General features: G+C 69.3%; 12 protein-coding genes. 4 read left to right on the forward strand and 8 right to left on the reverse strand.

Annotation, left to right across the window (positions count from 1 at the left end; translation table 11 throughout):
* Nucleotides 1–33 precede the first annotated feature (33 nt).
* Both J1C47_RS14240 and J1C47_RS14245 read left to right on the forward strand, forming a co-directional pair.
* Nucleotides 34–1008 (forward strand): acetamidase/formamidase family protein, encoded by a 975-nt coding sequence (locus tag J1C47_RS14240; protein ID WP_210382331.1) that lies wholly within the window; start codon nt 34–36, stop codon nt 1006–1008.
* A gap of 100 nt (nt 1009–1108) precedes the next feature.
* Nucleotides 1109–2845: a nitrilase-related carbon-nitrogen hydrolase gene (locus J1C47_RS14245; protein ID WP_207351437.1), complete on the forward strand. Its 1737-nt coding sequence runs from the start codon at nt 1109–1111 to the stop codon at nt 2843–2845.
* A gap of 89 nt (nt 2846–2934) precedes the next feature.
* On the opposite strand, the gene J1C47_RS14250 is transcribed toward J1C47_RS14245, so the two are convergent.
* The 8 genes from J1C47_RS14250 to J1C47_RS14285 all read right to left on the reverse strand — a co-directional run bounded on the left by J1C47_RS14250 (nt 2935) and on the right by J1C47_RS14285 (nt 12518).
* Nucleotides 2935–3786, reverse strand: coding sequence for an XdhC family protein (locus tag J1C47_RS14250; RefSeq protein ID WP_207351438.1), 852 nt, complete (start codon nt 3784–3786; stop codon nt 2935–2937).
* A gap of 10 nt (nt 3787–3796) precedes the next feature.
* A complete protein-coding gene (locus J1C47_RS14255; RefSeq protein ID WP_207351439.1) occupies nt 3797–4984 on the reverse strand; it encodes a vWA domain-containing protein in 1188 nt (395 codons plus the stop codon).
* Nucleotides 4981–5859, reverse strand: coding sequence for an AAA family ATPase (locus tag J1C47_RS14260; protein ID WP_207351440.1), 879 nt, complete (start codon nt 5857–5859; stop codon nt 4981–4983). The genes J1C47_RS14255 and J1C47_RS14260 overlap by 4 nt, the downstream gene beginning before the upstream one ends.
* A 137-nt stretch (nt 5860–5996) precedes the next feature.
* Nucleotides 5997–8420, reverse strand: coding sequence for an aerobic carbon-monoxide dehydrogenase large subunit (locus J1C47_RS14265; RefSeq protein WP_207351441.1), 2424 nt, complete (start codon nt 8418–8420; stop codon nt 5997–5999).
* Nucleotides 8417–8908 (reverse strand): (2Fe-2S)-binding protein, encoded by a 492-nt coding sequence (locus J1C47_RS14270; protein ID WP_207351442.1) that lies wholly within the window; start codon nt 8906–8908, stop codon nt 8417–8419. Before J1C47_RS14270 ends, J1C47_RS14265 begins: the two co-directional genes overlap by 4 nt.
* Before the next feature lie 110 nt (nt 8909–9018).
* The gene (locus J1C47_RS14275) at nt 9019–9873 is read right to left on the reverse strand and encodes an FAD binding domain-containing protein (protein ID WP_207351443.1); all 855 of its coding nucleotides are present in this window, start codon (nt 9871–9873) and stop codon (nt 9019–9021) included.
* A 448-nt stretch (nt 9874–10321) separates the two neighbouring features.
* Nucleotides 10322–11605 (reverse strand): MHYT domain-containing protein, encoded by a 1284-nt coding sequence (locus J1C47_RS14280; protein ID WP_207351444.1) that lies wholly within the window; start codon nt 11603–11605, stop codon nt 10322–10324.
* Nucleotides 11606–11855: 250 nt separating this feature from the next.
* Nucleotides 11856–12518, reverse strand: a complete 663-nt coding sequence (locus tag J1C47_RS14285; protein WP_207351445.1) for a GntR family transcriptional regulator — start codon at nt 12516–12518, stop codon at nt 11856–11858.
* Between the two features lie 163 nt (nt 12519–12681).
* Between J1C47_RS14285 and J1C47_RS14290 the strand changes: the two genes are divergently transcribed.
* Together J1C47_RS14290 and J1C47_RS14295 are read left to right on the forward strand one after the other, a co-directional pair.
* Nucleotides 12682–13797, forward strand: coding sequence for a sugar ABC transporter substrate-binding protein (locus tag J1C47_RS14290; protein ID WP_207351446.1), 1116 nt, complete (start codon nt 12682–12684; stop codon nt 13795–13797).
* Between the two features lie 178 nt (nt 13798–13975).
* Nucleotides 13976–15526, forward strand: coding sequence for a sugar ABC transporter ATP-binding protein (locus J1C47_RS14295; RefSeq protein ID WP_207351447.1), 1551 nt, complete (start codon nt 13976–13978; stop codon nt 15524–15526).
* Nucleotides 15527–15552 lie beyond the last annotated feature (26 nt).

Below are 15552 nucleotides of genomic sequence, written 5' to 3' on the forward strand. Positions count from 1 at the left end.
GAAACACCCGTGAGCTGGTTCGACGATTCCATCATGGCCCGCAAGGGCGTCGCCAAGGGCCAAGCCGGCGCGACGCATTCGATCACCGAGGCGAGCCAGGGCAAGTATCACTACGTCTACGGCGCCTATGTGGAGCCGGTGCTGACGATCGATCCCGGCGCCGTCGTCTCGGCCGAGACCCACGACGCCTTCGAGGGGGCGATCAAGGCCGAGACCGACAAGCCGAGCGAGATCCTCAACTTCCCCTATCTGAACCCGCAAAACGGGCCGATCTGGGTCAACGGCGCGGAAAAGGGCGACTGCCTGGCGGTCTATATCGAGAGCGTCGTCCCGCGCGGGCCGCAGCCGCGCGGCACCACGGTGATCATGCCGGAATTCGGCGGCCTGGTGCCGACCGCCGACACCGCGATGCTGACCACGCCCCTGCCGGAGCGGGTCAAGAAGCTGGAGATCACCGCGGAGAAGGGCACGGTCTGGAACGACAGGATCACCCTGCCCTACGAGCCGTTCATCGGCACGATCGGCACGGCGCCGGAGATCGAGGCGATCTCCTCGCTGGTCCCGGACTACTACGGCGGCAACATGGACCTGCCCGACGTCGCGCCGGGCGCGGTGATCTATCTGCCGGTCAACACCGAAGGCGCCTATCTCTACGTCGGGGACTGCCACGCCGCGCAAGGGGACGGCGAGCTCTGCGGCGTCGCCATCGAGCATCCGACCGTGACGACCCTGCGCGTCGACCTGATCAAGGGCTGGACGATCAGGACGCCGCGGCTCGAGAACGAGAAATTCTACATGACCATCGGCTCGGCCCGGCCGATGGAGGATGCCGCAAGGGGCGCCTATCGCGAGCTGATCCGCTGGATGGCCAGGGACTTCGGCTTCGAGGAGATCGACGCCTACATGCTGCTCACCCAGTGCGGACGGATCCGGCTCGGCAACATGGTCGACCCGAAATACACCGTCGGCGCATCTATCCTGAAGTCGATCTCGGGGATTGCCCGCTGACCGTCCGCCGGGCGGTTTGCGGATCGCCCGGCCCGTCCATCCAAACGTTTCCGGCGTCTCGCCCCGGCGAGCGACAGGAAAGGCTTTGCCGGAGTTCGCGATGACCGCTCCCTTCACCGCCGCCGCCGTCCAGTTCGAGCCGGTCATGGGCGACAAGCCGCGCAACGTCGAGGCGCTGGCGCGGCTGGTCGAGGAAGCCGCCGATGCCGGCGCGAGGCTGATCGTCACCCCGGAGATGGGAACGACCGGCTATTGCTGGTACGACCGCGCCGAGGTCGCACCTCACGTCGAACGGGTGCCCGGCCCGACCACCGACCGCTTCGCCGAGATCGCCGGGCGCCGAGACTGCCACATCGTCATCGGCATGCCGGAGATCGACGACACGACCGGCCTTTACTACAACAGCGCCGTGCTGATCGGCCCGGACGGCGTCCTCGGCACCCACCGCAAGACCCATCCCTACATTTCCGAGCCGAAATGGGCCGCCAACGGCGATCACGGCCACCAGGTTTTCGAGACGCCGCTCGGCCGGATCGCGCTCCTCATCTGCATGGACATCCACTTCGTCGAGACCGCGCGCCTCGTCGCGCTCGCCGGAGCGGACGTCATCTGCCACATCTCCAACTGGCTGGCCGAGCGCACGCCCGCCCCCTACTGGATCCAGCGCGCCGAGGAGAACGGCTGCTATCTCGTCGAGAGCAACCGCTGGGGCCTCGAACGCGGCGTCCAGTTCTCCGGCGGCAGCTGCATCCTCGGGCCGGGAGCCGAGACGCTGGCAGTGATCGACGGCGGCGACGGGGTGATCACCGCGACGATCGATCCGGAGCGGGCCCGCACGCGCCGCGTCGGCGGCGAGAAGGTCTTCGAGCAGCGCCGGCCGGACCTCTACAAGGAGCTCGCCACCAACACCTTTACCTGGAATCCCGGCGACTTCTTCTCCCTCTACGGTCACCAGCCGCTGCCGAAGGGCCGAAAGGCCAGGGTCGCCGTCGCCGAATTTTCCCCCGCCCCCGAAATCGCGGCCAATCTTCAGACGATTGCCGGCCTCGCCGAACGGGCGAGGGACGCGGGCGCCGAGCTTCTCGTCCTGCCGGAACGGGCGCTGACCGGCCTTGCCGATCCCGCCGAGACGGCGGTGCCGTTCGCCGGCGAAGACCTCGCCCGCCTCGCAACGCTCGCGGCGTCACTCGATCTGTTCATCGTCGCGGGCTATGCGGAGCGGGCGGGCGGATGCCTTTACAACAGCGCGGCGCTCGCCGGGCCGGGCGGCCTTCTCGGCAATTACCGCCAGCTGCATCGGGCGGCATCCGACCAGGGCTGGGCGAGCCCCGGCGAGGACTGGGGGGTGTTCGACCTGCCCTTCGGCAGGCTCGGCGTTCTGATCGGTCACGACGCGGCCTTTCCGGAGGCCGGCCGCGTGCTCGCTCTGAAGGGCTGCGACGTCATCGCCTGTCCGGCGGCCGTCCACGGACGCTTCTGGCGCGACCATGCCGGCACCGCCGTCGCCCAGCCGGCCCCCATCCCCACCGGCGCGGATCCCCACCACTATCATCCGTTCCGGGTGCGGGCCGGCGAGAACAACTGCTATCTCGCCTTCGCCAACGTCTTTGATCCGGCAAAGGGATATGCCGGCGTCAGCGGGGTCTTCGGGCCGGACACCTTCCTCTTCCCGCGGCAGGAAGCCATCGTCTCGGGCAACGACGCGCTGGCGGTCGCCGAAATCGATACCAGCTCGCTCGGCGGCGCCTATCCCACCCATGTCGTCAGGCGCAAGGACCTCGTCCTGATGCGCCAGCCGCATCAATACGTCCCGCTGGTCGCGACGGCGCCGGCCTGATGTCGGAATCCGTTCCCGGAAACCGCGATGCGCAGACCGGCAGAGAGAGAGAGAGAGAGAGAGAGAGAGAGAGAGAGAAACGTCCTTTTCTACGCCGCTCCCGCCTCATCGCCGCGGCGCAGCGGGTTTCGCGAATCCGGCCGCGCGCGCCGTTCCGCGACGATCTCGGCGAGGATCGACAGCGCGATCTCGTCCGGGGTGATCGCCGAAATGTCGAGCCCGGCGGGCGAACGGACCCGGTCGAGCTCCGCCGCGGCGACGCCGTTCGCCGCGAGGCGATCGCGCAGCGCCTGGAACTTTCGGCGGCTGCCGACGAAGGCGACGTAGGAGGGCTTTGCCGCGAGCGCCGCCGTCAGCGCCGCCTCGTCGCCCTTGCCCTGCGTCGCGACGACGACGTAGCGCCGCGACCCGCTCGCGCCGTCGAGATCGAAGCCGTCGCGTTTCCGCTCCACCGGCGGCATGCGCTCTTCCGAAAGACCCGGGGCGCAGAGCATCCGGAAAAAGCCGAGCCGTGCGGAGAGTTCGCACAAGGCGAGCGCCACCGGGCTCTCGCCGCAGACGACGAGTTCCGGCGGCGGGGCGACCGGCTCGACGAAGACGTCCATCGAGCCTTTGGACGGGCAGCGGCTGCGGGCGAAGCGGATGCCCTGGCTCTCCTCGCCATGCGACCGGCCCTCGGCGTTCAGCAGTTCCTCCGGCCGCAGGCTGACGAAGCGCGGCGTGCCGTCCGAGAGCGCCGCCTCGGCGGCCCGTGACACGGCGCCGCGGGCGCAGCCGCCACCGATCCAACCCTCGGCGATCGTCCCGTCGCCGAGGACGAGAGCCTTGGCGCCGGGCTTGGCCGAAGTGGCGTCGACCGTGCGCACGACGGTGGCGATGGCGAAGGGAACGCCGGCGGCCCGCAGCGCCGCAGCCCGTTCATCGAAGGACGAGATCGTCATGACCGCCACCTCACAGCCGTGAAAATTCCGGTTCCAGCGCGGCGAGAGCGGCAAGCGTGTTCGCCGGCGCGAAGAGATCGAGGCTCGGCATCGCCGCCGCCATGCCGCGCGCCACCGGCGCGTAGCCGCGCCAGCCGGCGAGCGGGTTGAGCCAGACGATCCGGCAGCCGCGCCGCTTCAGCCGCCTCAGCGCCGCCGTCATCGCCTCCGGCGGGTCGGTGTCGTAGCCGTCCGACATGACGATCACCACGCTGCGGGCATTGACGAGGCGGCGGGCATAGCTGCGCGCGAAACGGTCGAGATTGGCGGCGATCTTCGAGCCGCCGCCGAAGCCGTCGGAAATCAGCGTCAGCCGGTTCAGCGCCCGCAGCGGATCGTCGTCGCGCAGCGCCTCGGTGATCCGCACGAGGCGGGTGTGGAAGAGATAGGCGTCGGCCGTCTTCTCGCCGCGGATCAGCCCGGCGACGAAGGCGAGGAAGACCCGCGCATAGGCGGTCATCGACCCCGACACGTCGCAGAGGACGGTGAGCCGTACCGAGCGGTCGGGGCGCCTGCGGCGCGGCAGGTGCAGCGGCTCGCCGCCGGTCGAAAGGCTCCGGCGCACGACGCGGCGAAAGTCGATCGCCTCGCCGGCCCGGGCCGCGCGGCGGCGGCGCGAGCGGCGATCGCGGATCGCGGCGGCGAGCCGGCGCGCGAGCCTTTCGGCCGCGGCGACGTCCTCCGGCGCGACCAGTTCGCGCAGGTCCTGCCGCATCAGGTTCTGCACGCGGCTGGCGATCAGCCGGCCGGTCCCCTCCGCAGCGGTCTCGCCATCCTCGCGCCCGTCGTCCGGACCGTGGGCGCTGCCGGCGCTTTCGCTCCGCAAGCCGTCCGCCGCCTGCGACGAGCGGGTGTGCTGGCGCTCCTTGGCGGCTTCCTCGCGCACCACCTTCCGGCGGACGCGGCCGTCACTCCGCCAATAGGCGTCGAAGAGGTCGTCGAACCGCGCCGCCTCGTCGGCAGAGCCCGTGCAGACGGCCTTCAGCGCAAGCCGCGCCTCGCGCGGGTCGGCGGCCGTCACCTCGACGAGGGCGCGCATCGCCGTCTCGGTCTCGGAAACGCCGAGCCGCAGGCCGTTGTCCCTCAGATGCGCCATGAAGCCGGCGAGGCGGGCGGCGGGCCCGGGATCGCGGGCGGCAAAGCGGGTGATCCGGCTCATGCCGCCCTGCCCGCCAGCCGCTGCGCCACCTCGCTCGAAACCGCTGCGCGGTCGGCCTCGGTCTTCAGGAGGGTGACGAGCGTCGCCTGCAGCACCCGCGGATCGGCGGCGAGATCGTTGACGCCGAGGCCGACCAACGCCGCGGCGAAATCCAGCATCTCGGCGATGCCCGGCGTCTTCTCCAGCTCCTCCTTGCGCAGCGCCTGGACGAAGCCGACGATCTGCCCGGCGAGGGCCGGCTCGACCGCCGGGCATCGCGCCGCGAGGATCCGCAGTTCGCTCTCGCGGCTCGGAAAGTCGACATGGGCGTAGAGGCAGCGCCGGCGCAGCGCGTCGGAGAGCTCGCGCGTGCCGTTGGAGGTGAGGATGACGCGGGGAATGCTCGTCGCCGTGATGGTGCCGAGTTCGGGGACGGTGATCTGGAAGTCGGACAGGACCTCGAGGAGATAGGCTTCGAATTCCTCGTCGGCCCGGTCGATCTCGTCGATCAAAAGTACCGGCGGGGTCTCCTGCCGGATCGCCTGGAGCAGCGGCCGCTGCAGCAGGAACTCTTCGGAGAAGATCCGCCGCTCGACGCTGCGGCCGGTCTCGCCGCCTTCGGCCGCGGCGCGGATCGCCAGGAGCTGGCGCTGGTAGTTCCATTCGTAGATGGCATGGGCGGCGTCGAGGCCCTCGTAGCACTGCAGCCGGATGAGCCGCGTCTTCTCGACGGCGGCGAGGGTCCGGGCGACTTCGGTCTTGCCGACCCCCGCCGCGCCTTCGAGCAGCAGCGGGCGGGAAAGCTTCAGGGCGATGAACAGCGCCATCGTCAGGTCCGCCGGGGCGATGTAGCCCTCGGCCGCGAGCGCGTCTTTCAACGATTCCCAGTCGGTCATGGTCGGGCTGCTTTAGCCGCTCCTGGTGTGAAACGGGCGCCACGGCGAACCTCCACGGTTCGCGACGGCGCGCGTCGCGCTCGGCGCCTGCCCGCCGCGGCTCTGCCGCGGCGAACCGTCTTCGGCGTCACCGCCCGTCACCCATGCAGGCCGAGATCGCGGGCGATCTTCCAGATCCGCCAGTGGTCGTGCGGCATGTGCGACTGCCTCAGGCCGAAGGGGCGGAAGGCGTCGTGCACGGCGTTGGAAAAGGCCGGCACGCCCCCGACGTTCGGGCTCTCGCCGACGCCCTTGGCCCCGATCGGATGGTGCGGGCTCGGCGTCTCGGTGAAGTCGGTGGTGTAGTGCGGCGTCTCCCATGCCGTCGGCAGGAAGAAATCCATCAAGGTGCCGGTCTTGACGTTGCCGATCTCGTCATAGGCGATCTCCTGGCCCATCGCGATCGCCAGCGCCTCGGTCAGGCCGCCATGGACCTGGCCCTCGATCACCATCGGGTTGATCCGCGTGCCGCAGTCGTCGAGGGCGTAGAACTGCCGGATCTCGTGGACCCCGGTGTCGACGTCGATCTCCATGACGCAGACATAGGCTCCGAACGGGTAGGTCATGTTCGGCGGGTCGTAGTAGCTGACCGCCTCGAGGCCCGGCTCGACGCCCGGGATCGCCTGGTTGTAGGAGGCGAAGGCGATCTCCTTCATCGTCTTGAAGCGCTCGGGCGCGCCCTTGACCACGAAGCGGTCGACGTCCCATTCGAGGTCGCCGTCATGGACTTCGAGGAGATAGGCGGCGATCATCTGGGCCTTCGCCCGGATCTTGCGGCCGGCCATGGCGGTCGCCGCGCCGGCGACCGGCGTCGAGCGCGAGCCGTAGGTGCCGAGACCGTAGGGCGCCGTGTCGGTGTCGCCCTCCTCGACGGTGATCGAATCCGCCGGCAGGCCGATCTCCGAGGCAAGGATCTGGGCGAAGGTGGTGGCATGGCCCTGGCCCTGGCTGATCGTGCCGAGCCGCGCCACGGCCGAGCCGGTCGGATGGATGCGGATTTCGCAACTGTCGAACATGCCCATGCCGAGGATGTCGCAGTTCTTGACCGGCCCGGCGCCGACGATCTCGGTGAAGTGGGTGAGCCCGATGCCGATCAGCTTTCGCGTCTCGCCGCGCCTGAACGCCTCGACGCGCTCGGCCTGTTCCTTGCGCAGATCCGCGTAGCCGACGGCCTTCAGCGCCTTGTCCCAGGCGGTGTGGTAGTCGCCGGAATCGTATTCCCAGCCGAGGGCCGAATGATAGGGGAACTGCTCCTTGCGGATGAAGTTCTTCGCCCTGAGTTCGGCAGCGTCCATGCCGAGCTCGATCGCCAGCACCTCGATCATCCGCTCGATGAAATAGGCCGCCTCCGTGACCCGGAACGAGCAGCGATAGGCGACGCCGCCCGGCGCCTTGTTGGTGTAGACGCCGTCGACGCCGACATGGGCGACGGGAATGTCGTAGGAGCCGGTGCAGATGTGGAAGAAGCCGGCCGGGAACTTGGACGGATCGGCGCAGGCGTCGAAGGCGCCGTGGTCGGCGGTGACGTGGCAGGAAAGGCCGGTGATCCTGCCGTCCTTCGTCGCCGCGATCTTCCCCTTCATCCAGTAGTCGCGGGCAAAGGCCGTGGCCGTCAGGTTCTCCATCCGGTCCTCGATCCACTTGACCGGCCGGCCGGTGACGATCGAGGCGACGATCGAGCAGACATAGCCCGGATAGACGCCGACCTTGTTGCCGAAACCGCCGCCGATATCCGGCGAGATCACCCGGATCTTGTGCTCCTCGATGCCGGACAGCAGCGAGGCGACGGTGCGCACCACGTGCGGCGCCTGGAAGGTGCCGTGCACCGTCAGCTTGCCGTTGACCGTGTCCATCGAGGCGACGCAGCCGCAGGTCTCGAGCGGGCACGGATGGGTCCGGTGATAATAGACCATCTCCTCGGCGACGACGTCGGCCGATGCGATCACCTCGTCGGTGGCGGCCTTGTCGCCGGCCTCCCACAGGAAGATGTGGTTGTGATGCCGGCGATCGCCGTGGGCGCCGGAGGTCCGGCCCTGAAGATCCTCGCGCAGCACCGGCGCGTCCGGCTGCAGCGCCTTGAACGGATCCGTCACCACGGGGAGTTCCTCGTAGTCGACGACGACGAGATCCACCGCGTCGGCGGCGACGTAGCGGTCGGAGGCGACGACGAACGCGACCTCCTGGCCCTGGAACAGCACCTTGCCGTCGGCGAGCACCATCTGCTTGTCGCCGGCGAGCGTCGGCATCCAGTGGAGATTCAGCGGTGCCAGATCCTCCGCCGTCAGCACCGCGACGACGCCCGGCAGCGCCAGGGCGGCGCTCTTGTCCACCGACTTCACCCGGGCGTGGGCGTAAGGGCTGCGCACGAAGTCGCCGTGCAGCATGCCGGGCAGCTTCAGATCGTCGACGTAATTGCCCTTGCCCTGCGTGAAGCGGACGTCCTCGACGCGCTTGCGCGAACAGCCGAGGCCCTTCAGCTTCTCCACCCGCTCCTCGCGGCTGATCGGCGCCATCTCGTTCATTCTGCGGCCTCCCTGACGGCGTTCAACTCGGCGGCGGCGGCCATGATCGCCTTGACGATGTTCTGATAGCCGGTGCAGCGGCAGAGATTGCCGGCCATGCCGAAGCGCACCTCCTCCTCGCTGGGATTGGGGTTTTCCTGCAGGAAGCGGTGGGCGCGGGTGATCATGCCGGGCGTGCAGAAGCCGCATTGAAGGCCGTGATGCTCGCGGAAGGCCTGCTGCAGCACGCTGAGCCCGCCCGGCGCTCCCAGCCCCTCGATGGTGGTGACGTCGGCGCCGTCGGCCTGGGCGGCGAAGACCGTGCAGGACTTCACCGAGCGGCCGTCCATGTCGACGGTGCAGGCCCCGCAATGCGAGGTGTCGCAGCCGACATGCGGGCCGGTCAGTCCGAGCCTTTCGCGCAGCACGTAAACGAGCAGTTCGCGCGGCTCGACGAGGAGCTCCGCCGCCTCGCCGTTGACCGTCAGCCTCAGTTGCATCTTCGCCATGGATCTCCTCCCGTGGAGCCGCCGGCCCAAGGCCCTGCGCCGCTCCGAATTGTCCGGTCGCGGCCTCCCGCCGGCCCGGCCGTTGCCGATCGCCGCCCGCCTGCGAAAGCTCAGGCGCGCGACCAGGCCCGCTCGATGGCGCGGCGGATGACCACGCCGGCGGCGTGGCGCTTGAACTCGGCCGGTCCGCGGTTGTCCGCCGTCGGCGCGATGTCGGCGAGCGCGGCCGCCACCGCCCTGCCGACATCCGCCGGGCCGCAGGCGCTCCCGACCAGCGCGTCGCCGGCGGCCTTCGACCAGACCGGGACGTCGGAAAGGTTGGTCATCGCGACGGAGGCGGCGCTGCAGGCCGTGCCGTCCTTCCGGATCGTCACCGCGGCGGCGGCCGTCGCATAGTCGCCGATCTTGCGCTTCTGCTTCTCGTAGGCATAGCCGCCGCCCGGCGCCGCGAAGTCGATGGCAACGAGGATCTCGTCGTCCTCGCGGGCGGTCACATAGGCGGCTTCGTAGAATTCGCGGGCCTTGACCGCGCGGCTGCCATTCGGCCCGACGAGGGAGAAACTGGCATCGAGGCACTGCATCAGCGCCGGCATGTCGTTGCCGGGATCGCCGTTGGCGACGTTGCCGCCGATCGTGCCGACGGCGCGCACCTGCGGGTCGGCGATCTGCAGCGCCGTCTCGCGCAGGATCGGAGCGGCGCGGGCGAGCGCCGCATCGGCGATCAGTTCCTGCTGGGTCACCATGGCGCCGATCCGGACCGCCGCACCGTCGATGCGGATGCCCTTCAGGTCGGCGATCGCCCGGAGATCGACGAGATGGCCGATCGTCGCCATGCGCAGCTTCATCATCGGAACGAGGCTGTGGCCGCCGGCGATGACCCGCGCCTCGTCGCCGAACTCTTGGAGCGTCGCCAGCGCGGCCTGAAGGTCGGTCGGCCGGTGATATTCGAATGCCGCCGGAATCATGCTCGCGTCCTCCCTCGCTGCCGCGGTGCCGGGTTCCCCCCGGTCTCGCCGCCTTTCCGGAGTCATTCTAGGAAGGCGCGCCTGCGTCCGCCGCACCCTCCTAACCAGCGGCGAGCGGCATTTCACGAGATGCGAAATGGCTGCACGAGATGCGAAGCCGGGCGTCTCGGCCATCGCCGGGCCTTGCGCAGGCGCCCGCCGCCATGGCGTTGACCGTTGTTTTTCAAAACGTTTTCCGGCCGCGGCCATGATGGCCATGACGGCCACGATGCCTGCGTGACCAAGGCGGCCCGACCTCCTCCGAGACCCCGCGGCTTCGCCCTGACGGCGCGGGGAAGGTCGGGCCTCATACGAGATCCGCTCTATCAGACCGGGGCTCGTATCAAGCCCGCGCGGCGAATGAGCGTCTTTGTTTCCGGCATCGCGACGTGATCTGCCGGAAACCGTATCAGAGGCCGAGGGCGTGACGGACGGCGGGCAGCCGGGAGCGGCTGACCGTCACCTTCCCGAGCGACAGGGTCTTTTCGAAGAAGCAGGTGCCGTTGTCCTTGTGCCGTTCGAATCCTGTCACGTGCCCGACATTGATCAGGTAGCTGCGATGGGCCCGCACGAAGTTCGGATCGGCCAGCCGGGTCTCGGCCTCGGAGATCGACCAGGGACAGAAGAGCTGCTGGCCGCCGACATAGAGGATCGTGTAATGCCCCTCCGCCCGGATCGCGGCGATCGCCGCCCGGTCGACGAAGATCGTCCGCCCGTCCTTTTCGAAGGGAACCGCAACGGCCGGCCGGGCCTCCGCCGCCGCCGCCGGCTTCGAGGCTGCCTGCTCCGGCTCCTGCTGCGGCAGAAGGTCCAAGGCGATCGGCGCCGACCGGCCGTCGCCGACGGCCCCCGGAAGCGCGCCGAAGGCCGGCGCCGACACGCCCGCGAGAGCCGGCGCCGGCATCCGGCGCGAGGGGTCGGCGTCCTGCCCGCGATGGCGCCCGTCGTCTTCCCCTGCGTCTCGTCGAGCAGCGGCCGGATCGCCGTCCTCGGGCAAGAACGTCACCCCGGTGAGGAGGAACGCCCCGCAGATCACGAAGGCCGCCACGGTGACGATCATCGCCAGCGTCGCATTGTCGAGGAGGGGGCCGTCCGCCGCCCCCGCGGCGGCGTCGGAAAATCCGGTCCCGCCCATCGCGATGAAGTGCACGGCAAAGACCGAGGAGCCGAGACAGAGCGTGCCGAAGACGATGTTGCGGCGGCTGCGGTCGCTGTAGATCACCCAGAAGGACAGGGCGCCGAGCACCACCGAGGCCCCCCATGCGAGAAAAAGGCCGGGCGGCGAATAGACCGGCCGGCAGAGCTGGATGCCGGACATGCCGATATAGTGCATCAAAGCGATGCCGAGGCCGACCATCGCGCCGGCGCCGAGGATCGTCGCCGGCGTTCGCGCCCTGAAGTGCATGACGAGCAGCGCCGCCCCGACGACGAGGATCGCCACCAGCGCCGAGACCAGCGTCGTCAGCGCGTCGTAGTAGAAGAGAACCGGCAGTTGCATCCCCAGCATGGCGACGAAATGCATCGACCAGATGCCGCCGCCGAGCGCGACCGCCGCCATGGTGACGTTCAGCTTGCGCTGCGGGCTGGGCAGCGCGCCGATCCCGTGCGTCAGCGACAGGCCGGTGAAACTCGCCATCAGGGAAACCGCCAGCGAGGCGGCCACCAGATACGGGACATGCGTTTGCTCGAGCACGGTAAATCACGGCCTCCCGCCGCTGTTCGACCGATGTCTGTTCGAGAGCGGGACGCGGCGTGCGCCTCCCGCCTGACGGAAGGCCCACCCCTCCCGTCTCGACTCATTCTAACAGAACAGGGGCGCAGCAGGCCACCGCGTGCGATCGACCGCCGGAGCGGCTTCGCCTGTCGGAAAACCGCAATGCATTGTGCGCGTCCGGCCGCCGAACTCGGGCCGTCCGGGCGGCGCCGGGCCGGCGGGAACCGGCTCACACGAGGGTGGCAAGGATGGCGTAGGCGTCGTTGACGTCGCTGGTGATCGCGGCGCGGGCGGCCGTGCCGTCGCCCTTCGACATCGCCTCAAACAGCTTGGCGTGGTGATCGTTGGAGATCCGGAAGTTGCCGGATTCCCTGAGGAGATGGAAGAACGGGCTGACCTGCAGCCAGAGGCTTTCGATGATCGAGAACATCGTCGGCGAGCCGGACTGGCGGTAGACGGCGAAGTGAAACGCGTAGTTCGCCTCGACATACATCTTGGCGTCGGCCGCCGCCTCGCTCTCGACGAGCCGGCGATAGCGCCGGTCCATTTCGGCGATGAAGGCGTCGTCGACGTTGCCGGCCGCCCATTCGGCGGCGATCGGCTCGATCTCGAGACGCACCCGGCGCAGGTCGTCCAGCCGTTCGCGGGTGAGCTTCGGAACGCCGATCGTGCGGCCCGAGACGACAGTGAGCGCGCCCGCCGCCGTCAGCCGCGTCAGGGCTTCGCGCACCGGCATCGGGCTGACGCCGAAGGCGCTGGCGAGGCTCGCCACGGTGATCGATTCCCCCGGCGCGATGCCGCCCTGGAGGATCAGGTCGCAGAGCCGCGTGTAGACGCCCGTCTGAAGCGTTTCGCGCCTGAGCGGCACCACCTTGTCCTCGATTCTCGCCATTGCCGATTCGTCACTCCACGGTTGCCTCGCCCCTGTCGTCATAGCCGGATTCGCCTGCCCGGTGAATGGCTATTGATTTTTGATCAAATATCAATGAGACTTCTCCCCGTTCGCTCCGGCGGCGGGAGGGCCGCGGGGCGACGACGGTTTCGGGAGGATCCACATGACGAGCTACGTGAAGCAGCTGGCGCTCGCCGCCGGGCTGACCTGTGCCTTCGTGGCCGCTGCGCCGGCTGCCGAAAAGCACAAGGTGTTTCTGTCGATGAGCTACATCGGCAACGACTGGCAGGCCGAGGCGGCCAACATGGTCAAGGCGCTCGCCGCTTCGAAGGACTATGCCGACAAGGTCGACCTGCAGGTGCAGGTGGCCGGGCCGAACGCCCAGCGCCAGATCCAGCAGATCAATGCCATGGTGCAGGCGGGCGCCGAGGCGATCGTCGTCTATCCGATCTCGCCGACGGCGCTGAACCAGGTCGTCAAGAACGCCTGCTCCAAGGGCGTGAAGATCGTCGCCTACGACGCCGAGATCACCGAGTCCTGCGCCTACAACGTGACGATCGACCAGGAGGAGGCCGGCCGCAAGACGGCGGAGTGGCTGGCCGACAAGCTCGGCGGCAAGGGCGACATCGTGCTGATCACCGGCGTGCCGGGCACCTCGGTCGACATTGCCCGGACCAAGGCCGCCAAGGAGGTCTTCGCCAAGCATCCGGACATCCACGTCGTCGGCGAGGCCGTCGGCATGTGGAGCCAGGCGGTCGCCCGCACCGAGCTCTCAAAGCTCCTGGCGACGCGCAAGTGGGACGACATCGACGGCCTGTGGATGCAGGTCGGCTGCTACACCGCCAACGCCATGCAGCTCGAAGCCGGCCGCTCCGAGGACAAGCTCGTTCCCTGCGCCGGCGAGGGCTCCAACGGCGGCCGCATCCAGGCACTGGCCAAGGGCACCGAGGTGGAGGGTGCGAGCAGCCCCTATGCGCCGCTCGGCGCGCCGCGCATCTCCTACGCCTCGCCGCCCTATTCCGGCGCCCTCGCCCTGAAGCTCGCCGTCGACATGCTCGAGGGCAAGGACGTGCCGCATCACACGACGCTGCCGCTGCCGCTGGTGACCAACGACACGATCAAGCTCTGCGAGACCGGCAGCTGGGAGGAGATGAAGAACGGCTGCAACACCTTCAAGCCGTCGATCGTCGCCAATCCCGGCTGGTTCGGCTCGATCTTCTCCGATCAGCTTCCGCAGCTCGGGCTGAACGCCGCTCTGGTCGGCCAGCCCGAGACCTGAGCCGCCGACGCCGGCCGGCGCCCCGAAGGCGCCGGTCGGAGCATGATCCCGAAAAGCTGCAACCGGCTTTCGGGAACGATCATGCGCCAACGAGAAGAGAGAGCGGGATGACGGGAAATGCTCGTCTCATCCCGCTCCAAGGGCCCCGGGAAACGCGGTCCGGACGACGAGGGTGAGGATGTCCAACGATCGGCCGCCGGCCATCGCCATCGAGGGCCTGTCGAAGACGTTCGGCGCGACGCGGGCGCTCGACGACGTCTCCTTCGCCGTGGCGCCCGGCACCGTCCACGCGCTCCTCGGCGAGAACGGCGCCGGCAAGTCGACGACCATGAAGCTGTTGTCGGGACTGATCGAACCGGACGCCGGGACGATCCATGTCGACGGCCGGCCGGTGCGCCTGCGCAGTCCGCGCGACGCGCACCGGGCCGGCATCCAGACTGCCTTCCAGGAACTGACGCTGGTCCCGGACCTCACCGTCCTCGAAAACATGACGATGCCCTATACGCCCGTCTCGCTGTTCGGGACGCGTCGGATGCGTGCGGCGGGACGGGCCGTGCGGGCGCATTTCGACCGGCTCGGCCTGGCGATCGATCCGGAGGCGCTCGCCGCTTCGCTCGACCTTGCCGAGCGCCAGAAGATCGAGATTGCCCGGGCGCTGTTCCGCGAGCCGCGGATCCTCCTCCTCGACGAGCCGACCTCGGCGCTCGCCGGCGGCGACGTCGCCTGGCTCGGGCGGATCGTCGCCGATGCGCGGCGCCGGGGCGTCACCGTCCTCTTCATCTCGCACCGGATGCAGGAGGTGCGCGAGTTCTGCGACCGGCTGACGATCCTGCGCAACGGCCGCCACATCGTCACCTGCGAGGTCGCGGAGATCACCGACGAGGCGGTCGTGGAAAAGATCATCGGCCGGTCGATCAGCCAGACCTTCCCGCCGCGGCCGGCGGCGGCGCGCGCCGGAGCCGAACCGATCCTCGAACTGCGCAAGCTCTCGGCCGGCGCCAAGCTGCGCGACGTCGACCTCGACCTCAGGCCCGGCGAGATCCACGGCATCGCCGGGCTGCAGGGAATGGGACAGATCGCGCTATTCAGGGCCTGTTTCGGGGCGGAGCCGATCGCTTCCGGCGAATTGCGGGTCGACGGCCGCCCGGTGCATCTGGCCGCGCCGGCCGACGCGCTGCATCCGTCGCTGCGGATCGGGCTTCTGCCCGAGGAGCGCAAGACCGAGGGGCTGTTTCTGCGGCTCGACGGCAGCAACAACGCCACCCTGCCGACGATCGACCGCTTCACGCGCGCCGGCCTGATCGACCGCGATGCCGAGCGCGAGGCGACGCTCGCCGCCTTTCGCGCCGTCGAGGTCGACGACCGGGCGATCTACATGCCGGCCGGATCGTTTTCCGGCGGCAACCAGCAGAAGATCGCCATCGCCAAGTGGATCCTCGCCGAAAGCCGCATCCTGCTGCTCTTCGACCCGACCCGCGGCATCGACGTCGGCACCAAGCACCAGCTCTACCAGCTCATGCGCGACTTCGCCGAAGCCGGCGGCGCGGTGCTCGTCCATTCCACCGAGGTGCCGGAACTCGTCCACCTCTCCGACCGCATCTCGGTGCTCTACGAGGGCGAGATCGTCGCAAGGCTCGAGGGCGAGGCGATCAGCGAGATCGCGGTGATGGCCGCGGCGCTCGGCGGCGCCGACAAGGCGGCGGCAGAACGACGGGAGCCGGTGCATTGAGCGAGGCCGCGGTCATGGCGAAGGCG

This window comes from Jiella sonneratiae (genome assembly GCF_017353515.1).
GTDB lineage: Bacteria > Pseudomonadota > Alphaproteobacteria > Rhizobiales > Rhizobiaceae > Jiella > Jiella sonneratiae.

Coding starts and splice junctions, on each gene's coding strand:
- J1C47_RS14240 (WP_210382331.1), top strand. CDS start 34: ATGGCCCGCAAGGGCGTCGCCAAGGGCCAAGCCGGCGCGACGCATTCG.
- J1C47_RS14245 (WP_207351437.1), top strand. CDS start 1,109: ATGACCGCTCCCTTCACCGCCGCCGCCGTCCAGTTCGAGCCGGTCATG.
- J1C47_RS14250 (WP_207351438.1), bottom strand. CDS start 3,786: ATGACGATCTCGTCCTTCGATGAACGGGCTGCGGCGCTGCGGGCCGCC.
- J1C47_RS14255 (WP_207351439.1), bottom strand. CDS start 4,984: ATGAGCCGGATCACCCGCTTTGCCGCCCGCGATCCCGGGCCCGCCGCC.
- J1C47_RS14260 (WP_207351440.1), bottom strand. CDS start 5,859: ATGACCGACTGGGAATCGTTGAAAGACGCGCTCGCGGCCGAGGGCTAC.
- J1C47_RS14265 (WP_207351441.1), bottom strand. CDS start 8,420: ATGAACGAGATGGCGCCGATCAGCCGCGAGGAGCGGGTGGAGAAGCTG.
- J1C47_RS14270 (WP_207351442.1), bottom strand. CDS start 8,908: ATGGCGAAGATGCAACTGAGGCTGACGGTCAACGGCGAGGCGGCGGAG.
- J1C47_RS14275 (WP_207351443.1), bottom strand. CDS start 9,873: ATGATTCCGGCGGCATTCGAATATCACCGGCCGACCGACCTTCAGGCC.
- J1C47_RS14285 (WP_207351445.1), bottom strand. CDS start 12,518: ATGGCGAGAATCGAGGACAAGGTGGTGCCGCTCAGGCGCGAAACGCTT.
- J1C47_RS14290 (WP_207351446.1), top strand. CDS start 12,682: ATGACGAGCTACGTGAAGCAGCTGGCGCTCGCCGCCGGGCTGACCTGT.
- J1C47_RS14295 (WP_207351447.1), top strand. CDS start 13,976: ATGTCCAACGATCGGCCGCCGGCCATCGCCATCGAGGGCCTGTCGAAG.